This window comes from Calyptranema fuscum S582 (assembly GCF_055793305.1).
The window spans coordinates 1-14562 of sequence record NZ_JBSLYH010000002.1 but is presented as its reverse complement, the minus strand read 5'-3'; the positions used below and the strand labels follow the sequence as shown (position 1 = coordinate 14562).

Genomic DNA, 14562 nt, shown 5'->3' with positions numbered 1-14562 from the left:
TCATAGCATCTCTGGTAGAGACTCATTCACTATTATCCAATACAGCCCCAGTTGGCGGACGGCTTCGGAAAACTGATCAAAATCAACGGGTTTGCGGACATAGCTATTGGCACCCAGGCTATAACTTTCGACCATATCGCGTTCTTCACTAGACGATGTCAAGATAACAACGGGCAATAGTCGAGTGCGCTCGTTGGCTCGAATTCGTCGCAATACTTCTAACCCCTCGATTTTAGGTAACTTTAAGTCTAAAAGCACAACAGACGGTAACGGATTTAGATTGAATAATTTAGTTAACGCTTCCTCTCCATTGTGAGCAACTAAAATCTCATTGGCGATGTTGGCACGCCGTAACGCCCGAATAGTTAATTTTTCGTCATAGGGGTTATCTTCAACCAGGAAAATAATGCGGGAGGACGTCATAACGGATGCTCCAGGTCAGCAAGTCAGAGGGTCAAACTATGTTATTAGGATACGTGTGTTTCAATTCGTCGTTGGTTAAAAAAAGGGGAATTATTGCGGCTTAGTCCTCAGTCGTCTGAATTACAGTTCATTGTTGATAGGTTATTAATTTACTCAATCAAGCTGTATCGGGGAGGGTGAAATAGAAGGTGGCACCTTGCTCAACCATTCCTTCTGCCCATATGTGCCCACCGTGGCGATGAATCACCCGTTGAACGGTGGCTAAACCGATGCCGGTACCGGGAAATTCATCCGTATTATGCAATCGTTGAAACACACCAAATAGCATGGAGGCATACGCCATATCAAACCCTGCCCCGTCATCCCGAACAAAATAAGTTAATTGATTTTGCGCTTGAATCATGCCAAATTCTATCCGTGCGATAGGATGGTGGCTGGTAAATTTCCAGGCATTTTGCAGCAAGTTTTCTAGCGCAACTCGCATGAGATTAGCATCTGCTGCAATCATGGCAGTGGGGGCAATGATCAGGTCAACCTGCCGTTCCGGATTGGCAGTTTGCAGGTCTTTGCCAATCTGTTGCACCAACTCGCTGAGATTGACCGATCGATAATGCATTTCAGAACGCGATACGCGTGAAAGCCGTAACAAATCATCAATTAACATACCCATCCGCTGGACACCTGCCCGAATGCAGTTGAAGTAATCGGTTGCGTCTTCGTCAAATCGATCGCCGTAGTCTTCTATCAAAGCTTTGCTAAAGCCATCAATGGTGCGTAATGGCGATCGCAAATCATGGGAAACAGAGTAAGCAAACGCTTCTAGCTCACGGTTAGAAGCTTCGAGTTGGGCTGTAGTTTGCAGGAGTTTGAGTTCAGATTGTTTGCGCTCGGTGGTATCAAAGTTGATCCCGACCATGCGCTGAGGGTCACCCTGGGCATTGCGTTGCACCAGGGCATAGGCTTTGATGAAACGGATTGTGCCATCGGGATGCACGACGCGAAATTCGATATCATAGTCTTTTTTACCGCGCAGGGCTTGTTGAATCGCAGCTTCGGCACCGGGTCGATCATCCGGATGGAGGCTGTTTGCCCAGCCATCATAGACATTGGGAAAGTCATCGGGGGTGATGCCATAGAGTTCATACATGCGATCATCCCAGGTGAGGATATTTTGCTCGATGTCCCAATCCCAAATGGCGATCGCGGCAGATTTTACGGCTAGACCGAGGCGATCGGAGAGATTTTGTAATTGCTCTTCAGCTTGCTTGCGATCGGTAATATTAATATGGCAACCAATCATCCTCAACGGCTTGCCCGACGCATCCCAGTCAATCACTTTCCCGGAACAGATAATCCAAACGGTAGATCCGTCTTTGTGGTGATAGCGAACTTCGTTGCTAAAGGGGATCGCTCCGTGACTTTGGACATGGCGCTCGAAGGTCTCCATCACGCCGGGTAAATCGTCCGCAAAAATGATTTTTTGCCAGCTTTCGGGTGTGTTGGGCAATTCCTCATCGGTGTAGCCAAACATACGTTTGAAGCCAGGGCTGAGGTACTCCTGATTGGTTTGCAGATCCCAATCCCAATACCCTGCCAGGATAATGTCGAGAATATTTTCCAGAAGCGTCAGTTCTAATTGCAATTTTTCGGCTTGCAAGCGTTCGGCTTCAGCTTGTTTGCGATCGCTAATATCGGTATGGGTTCCCAGCATTCGCAGGGGTCGCCCCTGATCATCCCAACTGACGATTTTGCCGAGCGAGAGAATCCATTTCCAATCTCCTGCCTGGGTGCGTTGGCGAAACTCGACTTTATATTCGGGCAAGTGTCCGGTAATATAGTCTTGATAGGTGTTTGCCGTCAGTTGGCGATCGTCGGGATGTAATCGTTCCACCCACGTTAGATTCGTTTCTTTGAATGTGGTTGGATCGTAGCCCAACATCCGGGCATATTCAGAAGTAACGACGGCTTCTCCTGTTTGCAGATTCAGGTCATACAATCCCTGGCTGGCAGCTTCTAATGCCAGACGCAGGCGCTCTTCACTTTCCCGCAATGCCTCCTCCGCCTGTTGGCGCTCTTGCAATGCCGCTTGCTGTTTGCTGATATCGGTAATCGTGCCGACATACCCCATAATGTCGCCTGATATGCCTCGTTCTGCAACGGCTTGACCTAATACCCACGTTATTTTTCCGGCAGTATTTTGAAACCGATATTCTAAAGAAAACGGGCGATTGTCTCGAATAGAGGCATACCATTCAGTCGAAACGAGTTCGCGATCGTCCGGATGAATGCCATTGACCCAGCCAAAGCCTGCGGCTTCGGCAGCACTCAGTCCAGAAATTTGACACCAGCGATCGTTCACATAGATGCAATTGCCTTGCAAATCGGTTTGAAAAATCCCGACAGGAGCCAGTTCTGCCAGAGTGGCATACCGTTGTTCGCTATCCCGTAGGGTTGCTTCGATTCGCTGTCGTTTTGCCAGTTCTGCTTGAGATTGCTGATAAACGACCGATTGTTGGATGGCGATCGCAATCTGGGTTGCCAGTCGTTGTAACAGGATGATTTCTTCGGTGTGCCACTGCCGGGGAATCTGGCTTTCCGTGGCATTGATCACGCCCCACAGGGTTTCGTTTTGCAGGATGGGGACTAAAAGTTTTGACCGGATGTGTAACTGGTTGAGAAATTCGCGATGACAAGCGCTCATCTCGGTGGTGTAAATATCGGGCACCATACGAACATTGCCCTGGCGATAGAAATCTACATAATTCACAAAACACGGATCGTAAACCTGATGCCCGATTTGAAAATGACTGTCACCCATGCCTGATTGAGCCACAATGACAGCATTCCAATCGGGTTGAAACTGCCAGATGACAACCTGATCGCAATTAAATAGCGATCGCAATTCACGCACGGCTGTATCCAGAATTTCTGACAAATTTAAGGAAGAACGGATCTGAGATGCGATCGTGGCAATTAACTCTTCGCGTTCTATTTTGACCTGAAGGGCGGCTGTGCGCGCCTCTACTTGCCGTTCTAATTCGCTGGTGTAATGTTCTAGAATGCTAATTTTTTCGGCTTCTAATCGCGCCACCCTTTCTTCTAAAATTTTTGCCAGAGTATAGAGTTCCAGGGGATTAAGGGCTTGCAACAAGTTGCTTTGGGTAACAATGCCAACGAGGTGATTTTGGCTATCGGTCACGACCACCCGATGAATCGATCGCTGCTCGATCATCTGCTGCACCCGTATCAGTGAATCGTCGGGTCTGACCGAAAAAATGGGCGTACTCATGACCGACTGCACCTGAACTGTCTCTAAGTCCAGCCCCAATGCCTGAAATTGCACCACATCCCGTTCGGTAATAATGCCCAGTGGTATCCTCTGAGGAGTGTCTGATGGCAACTGCGATTCTTCCTGATCCCTGACTTGTGCGGTCTGATCCTGTGCTTCCACCATGATGACGGAACTAACCCCACGATCTGCCATGAGCTGGGCGATCGCCAACATGGACGTGTCAGGAGTCGCACACACGACATCGGTTGTCATCACTTCAGACACGAGCCGCAACCGCAATAAATTGGTCGGGCAGCTGAGTCGCATCAAGCTTTCGTGGGTGATGATGCCGACAATTTGATCGGCTTGATCGAGAATTGGGACATGGCGAATGTGGTGTTGCTGAAGCAGGTTGACCGCAAAGAACAGATCGGTCAGATCGGTTTCCTGCAAGGTGACTACCGGAGAAACCATCACCTCGCGGATGGCTAAGTGATCCAATTCGCGTTGTTGGGCACTGAGGCGGACAACATCTCGCTCCGTCATAATGCCGACGATTTGCGTCCCTTCAGCAACCAGTACACAACTCGATCGTGCTTCTAGATGTAAGTGCTCGATCGAATGATCGGTTGCCGATGCCGTCGAGCAAATGGTACGCATAATGCTCATTTGGGCGATCGCATCGATGACCGTTGTTTCAGGAGAAACGATCAGAGGATGGCGGACAATTGCTAATTTGATCTCAGTCTGTGTGGGGGCAATTGCAGGGTTTAGCATGGGCAAGACCAATCCTGCGATGACGTGACTACTCTTTAATAATGCCCTGATGCATTCAAACTAAATCGAAACCACAGAATGTTTGAAATTTTGTTCTGAAAAAAGATTTATGGCAATTCTTAATGCCGTGAAGTATGAGCTGTTGAGTGAGAGCCGCGCTCCGCGCGGCTCTCACTCAACATTTGGAATCTATCCAAGTGCGCAGCGCTATATAGCTGACTTATTTCCCCATAGGGGGTAGTGCCAGTTCGAGGCGATGTTGTGCTTGTTTAAGGGCAGCTTCAGGTGTCATTTTGCCCAACAATGTCGCTTCGATCGCGCGTCCTAAACTCTCGGATAGACGATTGTAGCCCGGTACAATCGGACGCGATCGCCCGTGTTGGGTTTGCTCTAAAAAAACGTTCAACACTGGGTTTTGTTGAACGTAGGTTTGATAGGCTTGACTTTGGCGCGATCGCACGTTAACGGGTAAGTATCCCGTACCGATCGCCCAGGTCGTTTGAAACTCTTCACTTAAGACATACTCTGCAAATATTAACGCTGCTTGCTCATGTTCTGATGTGGAACGAAAAACGAATAAGTTTTCACCGCCTGTACTCGTTGCCCACTGTTTATCTTTGGGAATAGGAATAACGCCATAGTCTACCCCGGTTCCATTCAGTTGGCGCAGTGTCCAGGGGCCTGTCAGTTGCATGGCGACGTTACCTGCAAGGAATTGATCCAACTCATAGCCGCGCTCTGGTTGCGATAATATAGCTGATCCGTCAACCACTAAATCTTGCCAAAATTTGAGAGCGGCGATCACTTCTGGACTGGTTAGATCAACGTTACCGATCACGTTGATCAGTTCACCTCCCGCACTCCACAAAAATGGTAGCCACATAAACACTGTCCACTCACCTTTGCCCAAGGGCAATAAAATGCCGTGTTGATCTTGGGTGTCGCTGTGAATCGTGAGAGTGTTTGCCAGCGATCGCAGTTCGTCCCATGTTTGCGGTAACGTTTGAATGCCCGCTTGTGCAAACAGACTGGGACGATAAAAAATCCCGACATTATTCGTGCCAAAGGGGACTGACCAGAGATGGTCTTCCCAGGTCATCGATAATAGTAACGCTGGATCAAGTTGGTCTTTGATTGGATTGCGATCGAACCAATCCTCTAGCGGACGAATCGCATCCAATTCCACCAATTGTCCGGTTAACGTAGGGGCATACCAGAGCAGATCGGGAGACGCATTGCCGACAACAGATGCCAAAATTTTGGGAGGTTGTTGATCGCCCTGCCCGATATACAACGGTTCCACTTGAATGGTGGGATGGGTTTGATTAAACCGATCCACTAAGGTCTGAAGGACATCCCGATTAGGTGGCGGATTGACCCCATGCCACAGAGTCAGATGGGTAACCCCGTCGGGTGGGTTAATGGCAGGTTGACAGCCTGTCAAGCAAAGGAGAGTGGCGATCGCCACAATCAGCCATTGAAGCATCGCGACAAAGCGATCGGTGCGTCGAAGCCAGTGATACGTCCCCATAAAGTCTGGTACAGCGGATTGACCGAAGCGAATTGAGTAAGATACAAGGATACCAGCGTATCCAAAGATACCCTTCTTTGTAAAACAGAGGCGAACGAACCCATGGTACAAACAGTTCTCTACAACGGCGCATTGGGTAATACTCCCGGTAGCCAAGGCTGGCTAGAATATGGCACAACGCCCTTTGACGTCGCCACCCAACTGGCTAACTCTGGTTTTACGACACTGAGTTCACCGACATCAGGCAAAGGAGGGTATAGCAACTACCGTCAAACACAGGCGACTCTGGTTAATTCAGCCTTTCCCGTACTTAACCGGACGAACGGTTATAGCCTGAGCGTTGAGGTTCGGATCAATAGTGAGAGTCACAGTAGCGATACGAATGGAGATGGTTTGATTGATCGAGCCGGGTTTTCTCTGATTGCCCTCAGCAGCGATCGCCAGGGCATTGAACTTGGTTTCTGGACAAACGAGATCTGGGCACAGCGGGGGGGTACGGGCAGCACATTATTTACCCACAGCCCCGCAGCCCGAGCGTTTTTCACGACTACTGCCCTGGCGAAATATGACCTACTCGTGTTGGGCAGCAATTACTATCTCTCTGCCAATAACACCGTTATTCTCCAGGGTGCTTTACAGAACTACACAGCGTTTAACAGTACCAGCGCCGGTTTGCCTTACAACCCCTATACCACTCCAAACTTCTTCTTTGTCGGAGATAACACCAGTAATGCAGCATCCAATAGCGATATCGCAAACTTAGTTGTTAATACAGCTAGCGTGGGTACTGCCAATGCCGACAGCTTGAATGGTACGTCAATCGATGATGTGCTCAATGGTCTTGCCGGAAACGATAGCCTCAACGACGGTCAGGGCAATGACACCCTCATAGGTGGCGATGGCAGCGATCGGCTGGCGGGAGGCAGTGGCAATGATCGTTTGATTGGAGGCAATAGCAATGATGCTTTTCTTTACAACACCAACGCAGCCTTTACAGCTTCAGCAATAGGAATAGACTCAATTCTAGACTTCACTTCTACCGATCAAATTATTCTAGACAAAACCACCTTTACAGCTCTTGCCAGTACCGCAGGCACAGGGTTTAATGTCACATCCGATTTTGCCACGGTCAGCACCACTACGGCAGTTGAAACTAGCACAGCCCGCATTGTTTATAACACCAGCACGGGTGGGTTGTTTTATAACCAAAACGGCAGTGCCACCGGATTAGGCACAGGGGCACAGTTTGCAGCACTGCTGAATGCGCCACTGATATCAGCGACAAACTTTATAGTGCAGCTTTAAGAAGATAGTAAAGCGCTACGCGCTTGAATAGGGTTAGATTTTGTGTTGTGTGCCGCGCTCCGCGCGGCACACAACACAAAAATCTGTGGCTTACCAAAGATTTGTTTTTGTCAGCGCGGCTCCGCCGCGCTGACAAAAATAAACATCCGGATTTTAATTGGGTCTACTAGTAATCTCTGGCGATCGCCTCTTCTCCATTTTCGTCGGGGTTGCCATTGACATTGCTGAGCTGCTGGCGCACATCGTCGATGGCGTCATTCAACTGGGCAATCTTATCTTCCAAGCCTCTACGGGCAACCTCAATGCTCTGATCGGTCGGTGCCTTCAGCGACTTTTTTTTGCCTTTTCGCTGTTTATTATCGAGCTTGGCAAACGGCTCATCGGCAGGCAACCCATCCTGATTGGTCAGGCGCGAAGCAATTACGGCTCCTAAAATTCCGCCGACAACCCCGCCGAGAAGTGCTCCAGTAAAAAAACCGCCAATAAAATTATCTTGCTGACTCATAGCTCACAACTAAGTCCCATACGTGCGATCGCCTGCATCTCCCAGACCGGGCACAATATAACCCCGCTCATTCAATCCTTCATCGATCGCTGCCGCATAAATATTTAACTCAGGGAAAGCGCCACTAAGTCGTTGTAGCGCTGGAGGAGCAGTGACGACTGAGATAATCCGAACTAAAGCTGGGTTAACGCCTCGCTGAGTAAGTTCGCCCATTACTGACATGATTGTACCGCCAGTTGCCAGCATCGGTTCACTAATCAACACCCGCGTCTCGGGCATAAACTGTTCGGGCAAACGATTGAGATAGCACGTAGCTTCCAGGGTTTCTTCATTGCGGACTAAGCCGATATGGTAAATCGATGCCAGGGGCAATAAGGCTTGTGCCCCTTCTAATAGCGACAGACCGGCTCGCAAAATCGGTACAACGGCAACCGGAATCTCAGGATTGATGAAGGTAGCAGGGCAGGGAGCCAGAGGCGTTTGAATTTGAGTCTCGGTTGTAGGCAACCAATCTCGAACGGCTTCATAGGTCAGCCAACGCCCCAACTCTGTCATGGCGCTGCGAAACAGCACGGATGGGGTTGATTCATCACGAGCAACCGCTAACCAATGCTTGATCAGAGGATGGGGAGGAACGTAGATACGTAACTGGGGAGCCATGGTTTAGAAGAGCTGGAAAATACTGGGGTTGATCTGAATTATCATACTCTGTTCCGGTTTTTCCCAGATAAACCGACCCCACGCAATCCGCAACAACGGTGTAGTCATGGCGATCGCACTCAAATGGGATAACTTACCTCTAATTTATTGACAGATATTCTCAACAAGCTTATATTGAATTCAGTGTTCTCCTCTCAAAGGATCGGCAGGTGGGGTTGGTCAGCAGATCGATCCCACTTTTTTTGTCTTTTGCACCTGGAGCATCCTTAGACAAGATGATTTACCAGGATTTCAGCCATCGGATCGGGGATTAAAATCACCGCTCGAATTCACGTTAAGGTAAAGTGACTAAGGATCGTAGATTGAAAAAACCATTCTGTTTGAGGGCGCGACGGTGAAGCCATAAAGGTTTAGATTTGTTTTGGGAAGCGCGGCGGAGCCGCGCTTCCCAAAATAAATCTTCGGTTTTTTAAATCCACGATCCTTATCTATAGCAATGGAAAAGTTCATTAGGACGGGGTGCAGGGGTGGAACTCCTGTCCAGAGGCACAGCTCCCGTGCCCCTGTCCTAACCAGCCCTTCGGCTGCTATATGATCTTAAAAGTCTTAAAAACCCCTTGTTATTCTTATACTTTCTGCCTCTATGTCATCTGCTTCCGACTTTTTAAGTGCGGCTTCCTCGTCTGGTGTCAGTTCAACGACTCAACCTGGGCAATCCCATACCGACGACGTTGCCGATCTGCCCGATCTCGATGTGATTGTGATTGGGTCTGGCATTGGCGGGTTGGTCACGGCGACTCAGCTAGCCGCTAAAGGGGCAAAAGTTTTAGTCCTGGAACGCTATTTAATTCCCGGTGGCAGTGCGGGATATTTTGAGCGAGAGGGCTATCGCTTTGATGTCGGGGCATCGATGATTTTTGGCTTTGGCAAGCAGGGAACAACGAATTTGTTAACACGGGCACTGGCAGCCGTCGATGTCAGCCTGGAAACGCTGCCCGATCCGGTACAAATTCACTATCATCTACCGGAGGGATTGGACTTAAAAGTTCATCGCCATTATGAGAATTTTTTGCAAGAACTGATCGCTCACTTTCCCCATGAACAGGCAGGCATCCGCAAATTCTATGATGAATGCTGGCAGGTGTTTAATTGCCTCAACGCCATGGATTTGCTGTCGTTGGAAGAACCTCGTTACCTCATGCGAGTCTTTTTCCAACATCCGTTTGCCTGTCTGGGGTTGGTGAAATATTTACCGCAAAATGTGGGTGATATTGCCCGTCGCTATATTCAAGACCCCGCTTTGTTAAAGTTTATTGACATGGAGTGTTATTGCTGGTCAGTTGTTCCGGCAGATCGGACGCCGATGATCAACGCCGGGATGGTGTTTAGCGATCGCCACTATGGCGGCATCAACTATCCCAAGGGTGGGGTCGGGCAGATTGCCCATGCGCTGGTCAAGGGCTTAGAGCAAGCAGGCGGCAAGATTTTCTACAAAGCCAGAGTCACAGAGATTGTGCGAGAGCAGGGGCGAGCGGTAGGGGTGCAGCTTGCCTCCGGTCAAATCTATCGGGCAAAGCGCATTGTCTCGAATGCGACCCGTTGGGACACCTTTGAAAAGCTCATCCCTGCCCAGGAAATGCCGACCGCCGAACGCAAATGGCAACAGCGATACCAAAAATCTCCCAGCTTTTTTAGCTTACATTTAGGCGTCAAAGCCGATACATTACCACCAGGAACCGAATGCCATCACATTTTGCTAGACGATTGGCAGCGGATGGAAGACTCTCTGGGCACGATTTTTGTCTCAATTCCCACATTGCTAGATCCGGATCTGGCACCCCCCAATCACCACATTATCCACACCTTCACCCCCAGTTGGGTAGAAGAGTGGCAGGGGCTATCGCCCAGTCAGTATGCTGAACGCAAAGAAGCGATCGCCGCTCAATTGATTCATCGCCTAGAAACAATTTTTCCGGGTCTTGCTGCGGGTTTGGACTATCAAGAAGCCGGTACCCCCCGCACCCATCGCCGATTTTTGGGACGAGACGACGGCACTTATGGACCGATTCCTCGGCGCAAACTGATGGGGTTGTTGGGGATGCCGTTTAATCGAACCGCGATCGCCGGATTATATTGTGTAGGCGATAGCACGTTCCCCGGACAGGGCTTGAATGCTGTTGCTTTTTCAGGCTTTGCCTGTGCCCACCGTATTGCCGTCGATCTGGGCTTGTGAACACCATCAGCTTGAGTGGATGAATGTTAGCCGCGCGCAGCGCGGCTAACATTCATCCACTCAAGCTAAATTAGCCTTAACGCAAGGCAAATCGGCGCACTGCAAACAAGCTGCCCATTAAGCCCACCGAACTCCCCAAGCTCAGCAAACTCAACGGCAGCAAAATCATTTTTTGCGGGCTAAGTTGCAGACCATTTGCCAAAAATTGAATGAAGTCGGGCTGTTGCACCAATAGGCTACTGATAAATTGATGCGTTCCGTAAATCAGCCCCCAGGCAATTAACGCGCCCACCACCCCAAAGGTAATACCTTGTAGGATAAACGGCAGGTAAATCCAGGTATTGGTTGCACCGACCAATTGCATGACTTCGATCTCGCGGCGTCTGGCTAAAACGATCAACCGGATGGTGGTCGTAATCACGGCGATCGCGGTTAACGTCAGCACGGTAGTAATGCCAAAACTCACCCAATTTAACCCCTGATTTAACTGGGCAATCCGCTTGACGGCTTCATCGACATATTGCACCTCATCCACCCCTTGAATCAGGTTTAACTTTTGTGCCAGCAGCGGTACCTCATCTGACGATCGCGCCCTCACCTTAATTTCGTCTACCAGGGGGTTGCCATTCAGTTGTTGCGTTGCCCCCGTGATATCCGAGATTCCCATATCTTTTACCAGGTCATTCCAGGCTTGCTCTTTAGAAACCATTGTGACGGCGGTGACTTCGGGAATATCTTCGACCAACGGTTTTAGGGTAGTCGCTTGCACTCCTGTTTCGAGATACACCGAAACTTCTAACTGGCTACCAAATTGATTCAGCAAATTTTCGAACTGCCAGGAGGCTTGCAAGCTGATGCCAAACAGAAATAACAAGACCGTTACGGTGCTGATCGCTGCCCAATTCATCCAGCCGCCTCGTTGCAACCCCAACAAGGTCTCTCGCATCAGATAGTCTGATTTTGTCAACAGTCGCAGCACGTCTCACACCTCATTTTCAGCAATGCTATCAGTCATGTTGTCGATGGATCGGGGTCATACGCAGAGCGAGGGTCGTAGATCTCTGTATTCATACGGGATCACCCCGCGATCGCCCTCGTAGAATCTCTTGCCTGTACCGATAAGTGATCTAATCGTATGAGTGATTTGCGATCGCCCTCAGTTTGCGTAGACCCAGGGCAGGGGCGCAGCATGTGGCAAAACATCCTTGATTCACTTCAAAAATCCTTGTCCAAATGCTACGCCCTCACAGAGTTGCATGGCTCCGACACAAAATCCGTCAGTATCAGATCTCATTCACAATCCATAGAAGATTCAACTCACGATCCTACAAGTTGTTCATATTACTGACATTCTGAGAATTTGCAGGCATCTAACCAATTTTGTAAATGCTTTGTAACACTGCTTCTTCAAATCTCCGAGTGGATTGTCCATGGACAGATGATTTTTCGGTTGTCCTAAAACAATAATGATTTTTCGCAACACCCATCTGCATCAGCACAGGTCAACCAATCCGCGTAGAATCGCGCTACTGATTTGGGGGATGAATGTGAACATGAACCTCCTGGGTTCACGTTCACATTCATGCTGCTCTTAAGTATTGCCCATGGAGTCAGCCCTTTCACGGAGTTTATCCTGTCAACGGCATCGTTCATGCCGCGTTACCCCTATCAGTACGGCGTTTGAGTTTCCGTAGTTTTCCCAGCCTTTAAGCTCAGTAGTGTTTCTATGAGGGTTTGGTAAGCCCACCGTATTCCTGTCAATTTTCTCTGACGCACCTGGGTATTTTCTTTGTAGATGGGTTGCATCCAGTCTAAATAAACACCTCAGCAGCCCCGCCCCACCTTGCCCCAAGCAGTTTTAAGAATTACTGAAAAACACTCGTCACTGACACTTATCACGCACTATGAACACCAAATTCACCAAAAATTTGCTCGGTACGGCAGCGACCCTTTGCTTGTTGGCAGTTACTGGACAAGCGGCACAGGCAGGAACCTTCCATGATGGCTGGAACTATTCCATCGACTCTTTTAAGGATGGCACCGGGTTAGATGCATCTCGACGGAATTTAATCGTGGGACAAAATAGCGATTTTGAATTCTATGGAATGGCGTTTAAGCAAACGAGCGATCGCGTTTTCTTTGCATTCAACTCAAACTTATCGTTGAACGGATATGCTGATGGCAGCGCTAAAAACGGCAAGATCAGCTACGGTGACCTGTTCCTGAACTTCACAGGACTCGATTTCAATACTGCCAATGCTAACCGCGACTTATTTGCTATTCGGTTTGATAAAACCAACGATACAACCGTTGGCTTAGGGCTTTACGGTGACGTTAGCGCAACCAGCTTAACGACTAAAAACAGCGGTTACACGACCTTACTCAGCCATGACAACAAGGTCACATCGATGGGTGGCACTGCTTCCTATGGAGATTTGACAGCGAACTCTTCCTACTTTAATCGCAACCAGGCGGCTTACACGACCATTTCATCACCCAGCAAAAATGGGCCGGTTCGGTTGGGTGATGTCACATTGCTGAGCGATACGAGCGGTATGGGACTTGACTTTCAACATTTTGGTGCCACAGGTCGCAATACGTTTGGCTTTAGTGTCGATCGCTCGTTATTGCCCACAGGCAATTTTATTGCAGACCTATTTGCAGAATGTGGCAATGACGGAGTTGCTCTCAATGGTGAAGTGAAAGATGTGCCTGAGCCTTCAGCCCTGGCCGGTCTGACTTTCATGGGTCTGGTGGCTGGAGCCAGTCGCCTGCGTCGTCGCAACAATAAAGCGATCGCCTAAAACTCCTTGTAAAATAACTTGAATAATTTTTTTGGGAGAGTGTGGCGAGCCGCACTCTCCCAAAAAAGTTTTGGGTTTTAATTTTGTCAGGATATTGAACCTATAGCAGTTATTAGGACAAGGGTTGTGTGAGAACCCGCGCTCCGCGCGGGTTCTCACACAATCTCCTGATTTAACGGTCTCGACGGTTGTTATATATCCCTAAGATATCGCGGAAAAAAGCGCGGCTCAGCCGCGCTTTTCCTGCGTCCATAGCAGTTTTTGCCTTTTTTGTCAGGAAATGTGCGGTTATCCATTCGTCAGATGAGAACATGATTCATTAAGATAGAAGAGAGATTGTAAAATTTAGTGTTTATTCACTGACGCTAGCGAGCGAAATGTCCATGACTGCCCAAATCCTGGTTGAAAAAAAGAAGTTAAAAAAGGCTCCGTTAGAGCTGCATTATCTGGGCGATCGCGTATTGCGTCAGCCTGCTAAGCGCATTGCCAAAGTAGATGATGAAATCAGGCTACTGATTAAGCAGATGCTTCAAACCATGTACACCGAAGATGGCATCGGGCTAGCAGCACCTCAGGTGGGTGTGAATAAACAACTGCTCGTCGTCGATTGCGAGTTAGATAAACCGACGACTCCTCCCTTCATTCTGGTTAATCCTGTGATCACCAAAAACAGCGCCGATGTCTGTGTGATTCAGGAGGGATGCCTCAGTATTCCCGGTGTTTTTCTCGATGTCGTTCGCCCCGAAGTCATCGAAGTTTCTTATAAAGATGAATATGGGCGTCCTCAAAAGCTGACGGCAACCGGGCTATTGGCACGCGTTATTCAGCATGAAATCGACCACTTGAATGGTGTCATGTTTGTCGATCGGGTTGACAATTCGTTAATGCTGAATGACGAGCTGTCTAAAAATGGATTTTCAGTACAGTCCGTTAAGCCCGTAACCTCAGGCGTTAGCTAACGACAATCCGTAGTGCTGAATCTGAGAATGAATTAGCCGGTGAACCCTTCGGGTTCACCGGCTAATTCATTCTCCCAGCCATTTTGGATCATGT

General features: G+C 48.9%; 10 protein-coding genes. 4 read left to right on the top strand and 6 right to left on the bottom strand.

The annotated features are described in order from the left end of the window. From ACR6Z4_RS01575 to ACR6Z4_RS01565, 3 genes are all read right to left on the bottom strand, one after another. Positions 1-423 (bottom strand): response regulator, encoded by a 423-nt coding sequence (locus tag ACR6Z4_RS01575; protein ID WP_479715458.1) that lies wholly within the window; start codon positions 421-423, stop codon positions 1-3. A gap of 157 nt (positions 424-580) precedes the next feature. Next, positions 581-4471: a PAS domain-containing protein gene (locus tag ACR6Z4_RS01570; RefSeq protein ID WP_479715457.1), complete on the bottom strand. Its 3891-nt coding sequence runs from the start codon at positions 4469-4471 to the stop codon at positions 581-583. Positions 4472-4691: 220 nt separating this feature from the next. Then, positions 4692-6002, bottom strand: a complete 1311-nt coding sequence (locus ACR6Z4_RS01565) for an ABC transporter substrate-binding protein (protein ID WP_479715456.1) — start codon at positions 6000-6002, stop codon at positions 4692-4694. A 102-nt stretch (positions 6003-6104) separates the two neighbouring features. On the opposite strand from ACR6Z4_RS01565, the gene ACR6Z4_RS01560 reads away from it, so the two are divergent. Then, entirely contained in the window at positions 6105-7307 is a 1203-nt protein-coding gene (locus ACR6Z4_RS01560) for a calcium-binding protein (RefSeq protein WP_479715455.1), read from the top strand. A 166-nt stretch (positions 7308-7473) separates the two neighbouring features. Here ACR6Z4_RS01560 and ACR6Z4_RS01555 read toward each other — a convergent pair whose 3' ends face one another. Together ACR6Z4_RS01555 and upp are read right to left on the bottom strand one after the other, a co-directional pair. After that, positions 7474-7812 (bottom strand): ssl2009 family thylakoid membrane protein, encoded by a 339-nt coding sequence (locus ACR6Z4_RS01555; protein ID WP_479715454.1) that lies wholly within the window; start codon positions 7810-7812, stop codon positions 7474-7476. Positions 7813-7821: 9 nt separating this feature from the next. Further along, positions 7822-8472, bottom strand: coding sequence for a uracil phosphoribosyltransferase (gene upp, locus ACR6Z4_RS01550; RefSeq protein ID WP_479715453.1), 651 nt, complete (start codon positions 8470-8472; stop codon positions 7822-7824). Between the two features lie 643 nt (positions 8473-9115). Here upp and crtH point away from each other — a divergent pair. Continuing rightward, the gene (crtH, locus tag ACR6Z4_RS01545; protein ID WP_479715452.1) at positions 9116-10705 is read left to right on the top strand and encodes a carotenoid isomerase; all 1590 of its coding nucleotides are present in this window, start codon (positions 9116-9118) and stop codon (positions 10703-10705) included. Positions 10706-10781: 76 nt separating this feature from the next. Here crtH and ACR6Z4_RS01540 read toward each other — a convergent pair whose 3' ends face one another. Beyond that, positions 10782-11684, bottom strand: a complete 903-nt coding sequence (locus ACR6Z4_RS01540; RefSeq protein WP_479715451.1) for a cell division protein FtsX — start codon at positions 11682-11684, stop codon at positions 10782-10784. A gap of 925 nt (positions 11685-12609) precedes the next feature. Here ACR6Z4_RS01540 and ACR6Z4_RS01535 point away from each other — a divergent pair. Beyond that, positions 12610-13509: an XDD3 family exosortase-dependent surface protein gene (locus ACR6Z4_RS01535; protein WP_479715450.1), complete on the top strand. Its 900-nt coding sequence runs from the start codon at positions 12610-12612 to the stop codon at positions 13507-13509. Between the two features lie 383 nt (positions 13510-13892). Continuing rightward, positions 13893-14468: a peptide deformylase gene (gene def, locus ACR6Z4_RS01530; protein ID WP_479715449.1), complete on the top strand. Its 576-nt coding sequence runs from the start codon at positions 13893-13895 to the stop codon at positions 14466-14468. Positions 14469-14562: the final 94 nt, after the last annotated feature.

Bases quoted from the DNA above. Each gene is read 5' to 3' on its own strand.
- crtH (WP_479715452.1), top strand. From the start codon at position 9,116: ATGTCATCTGCTTCCGACTTTTTAAGTGCGGCTTCCTCGTCTGGTGTC.
- ACR6Z4_RS01575 (WP_479715458.1), bottom strand. From the start codon at position 423: ATGACGTCCTCCCGCATTATTTTCCTGGTTGAAGATAACCCCTATGAC.
- ACR6Z4_RS01565 (WP_479715456.1), bottom strand. From the start codon at position 6,002: ATGGGGACGTATCACTGGCTTCGACGCACCGATCGCTTTGTCGCGATG.
- ACR6Z4_RS01570 (WP_479715457.1), bottom strand. From the start codon at position 4,471: ATGCTAAACCCTGCAATTGCCCCCACACAGACTGAGATCAAATTAGCA.
- def (WP_479715449.1), top strand. From the start codon at position 13,893: ATGACTGCCCAAATCCTGGTTGAAAAAAAGAAGTTAAAAAAGGCTCCG.
- ACR6Z4_RS01560 (WP_479715455.1), top strand. From the start codon at position 6,105: ATGGTACAAACAGTTCTCTACAACGGCGCATTGGGTAATACTCCCGGT.
- ACR6Z4_RS01555 (WP_479715454.1), bottom strand. From the start codon at position 7,812: ATGAGTCAGCAAGATAATTTTATTGGCGGTTTTTTTACTGGAGCACTT.
- ACR6Z4_RS01535 (WP_479715450.1), top strand. From the start codon at position 12,610: ATGAACACCAAATTCACCAAAAATTTGCTCGGTACGGCAGCGACCCTT.
- upp (WP_479715453.1), bottom strand. From the start codon at position 8,472: ATGGCTCCCCAGTTACGTATCTACGTTCCTCCCCATCCTCTGATCAAG.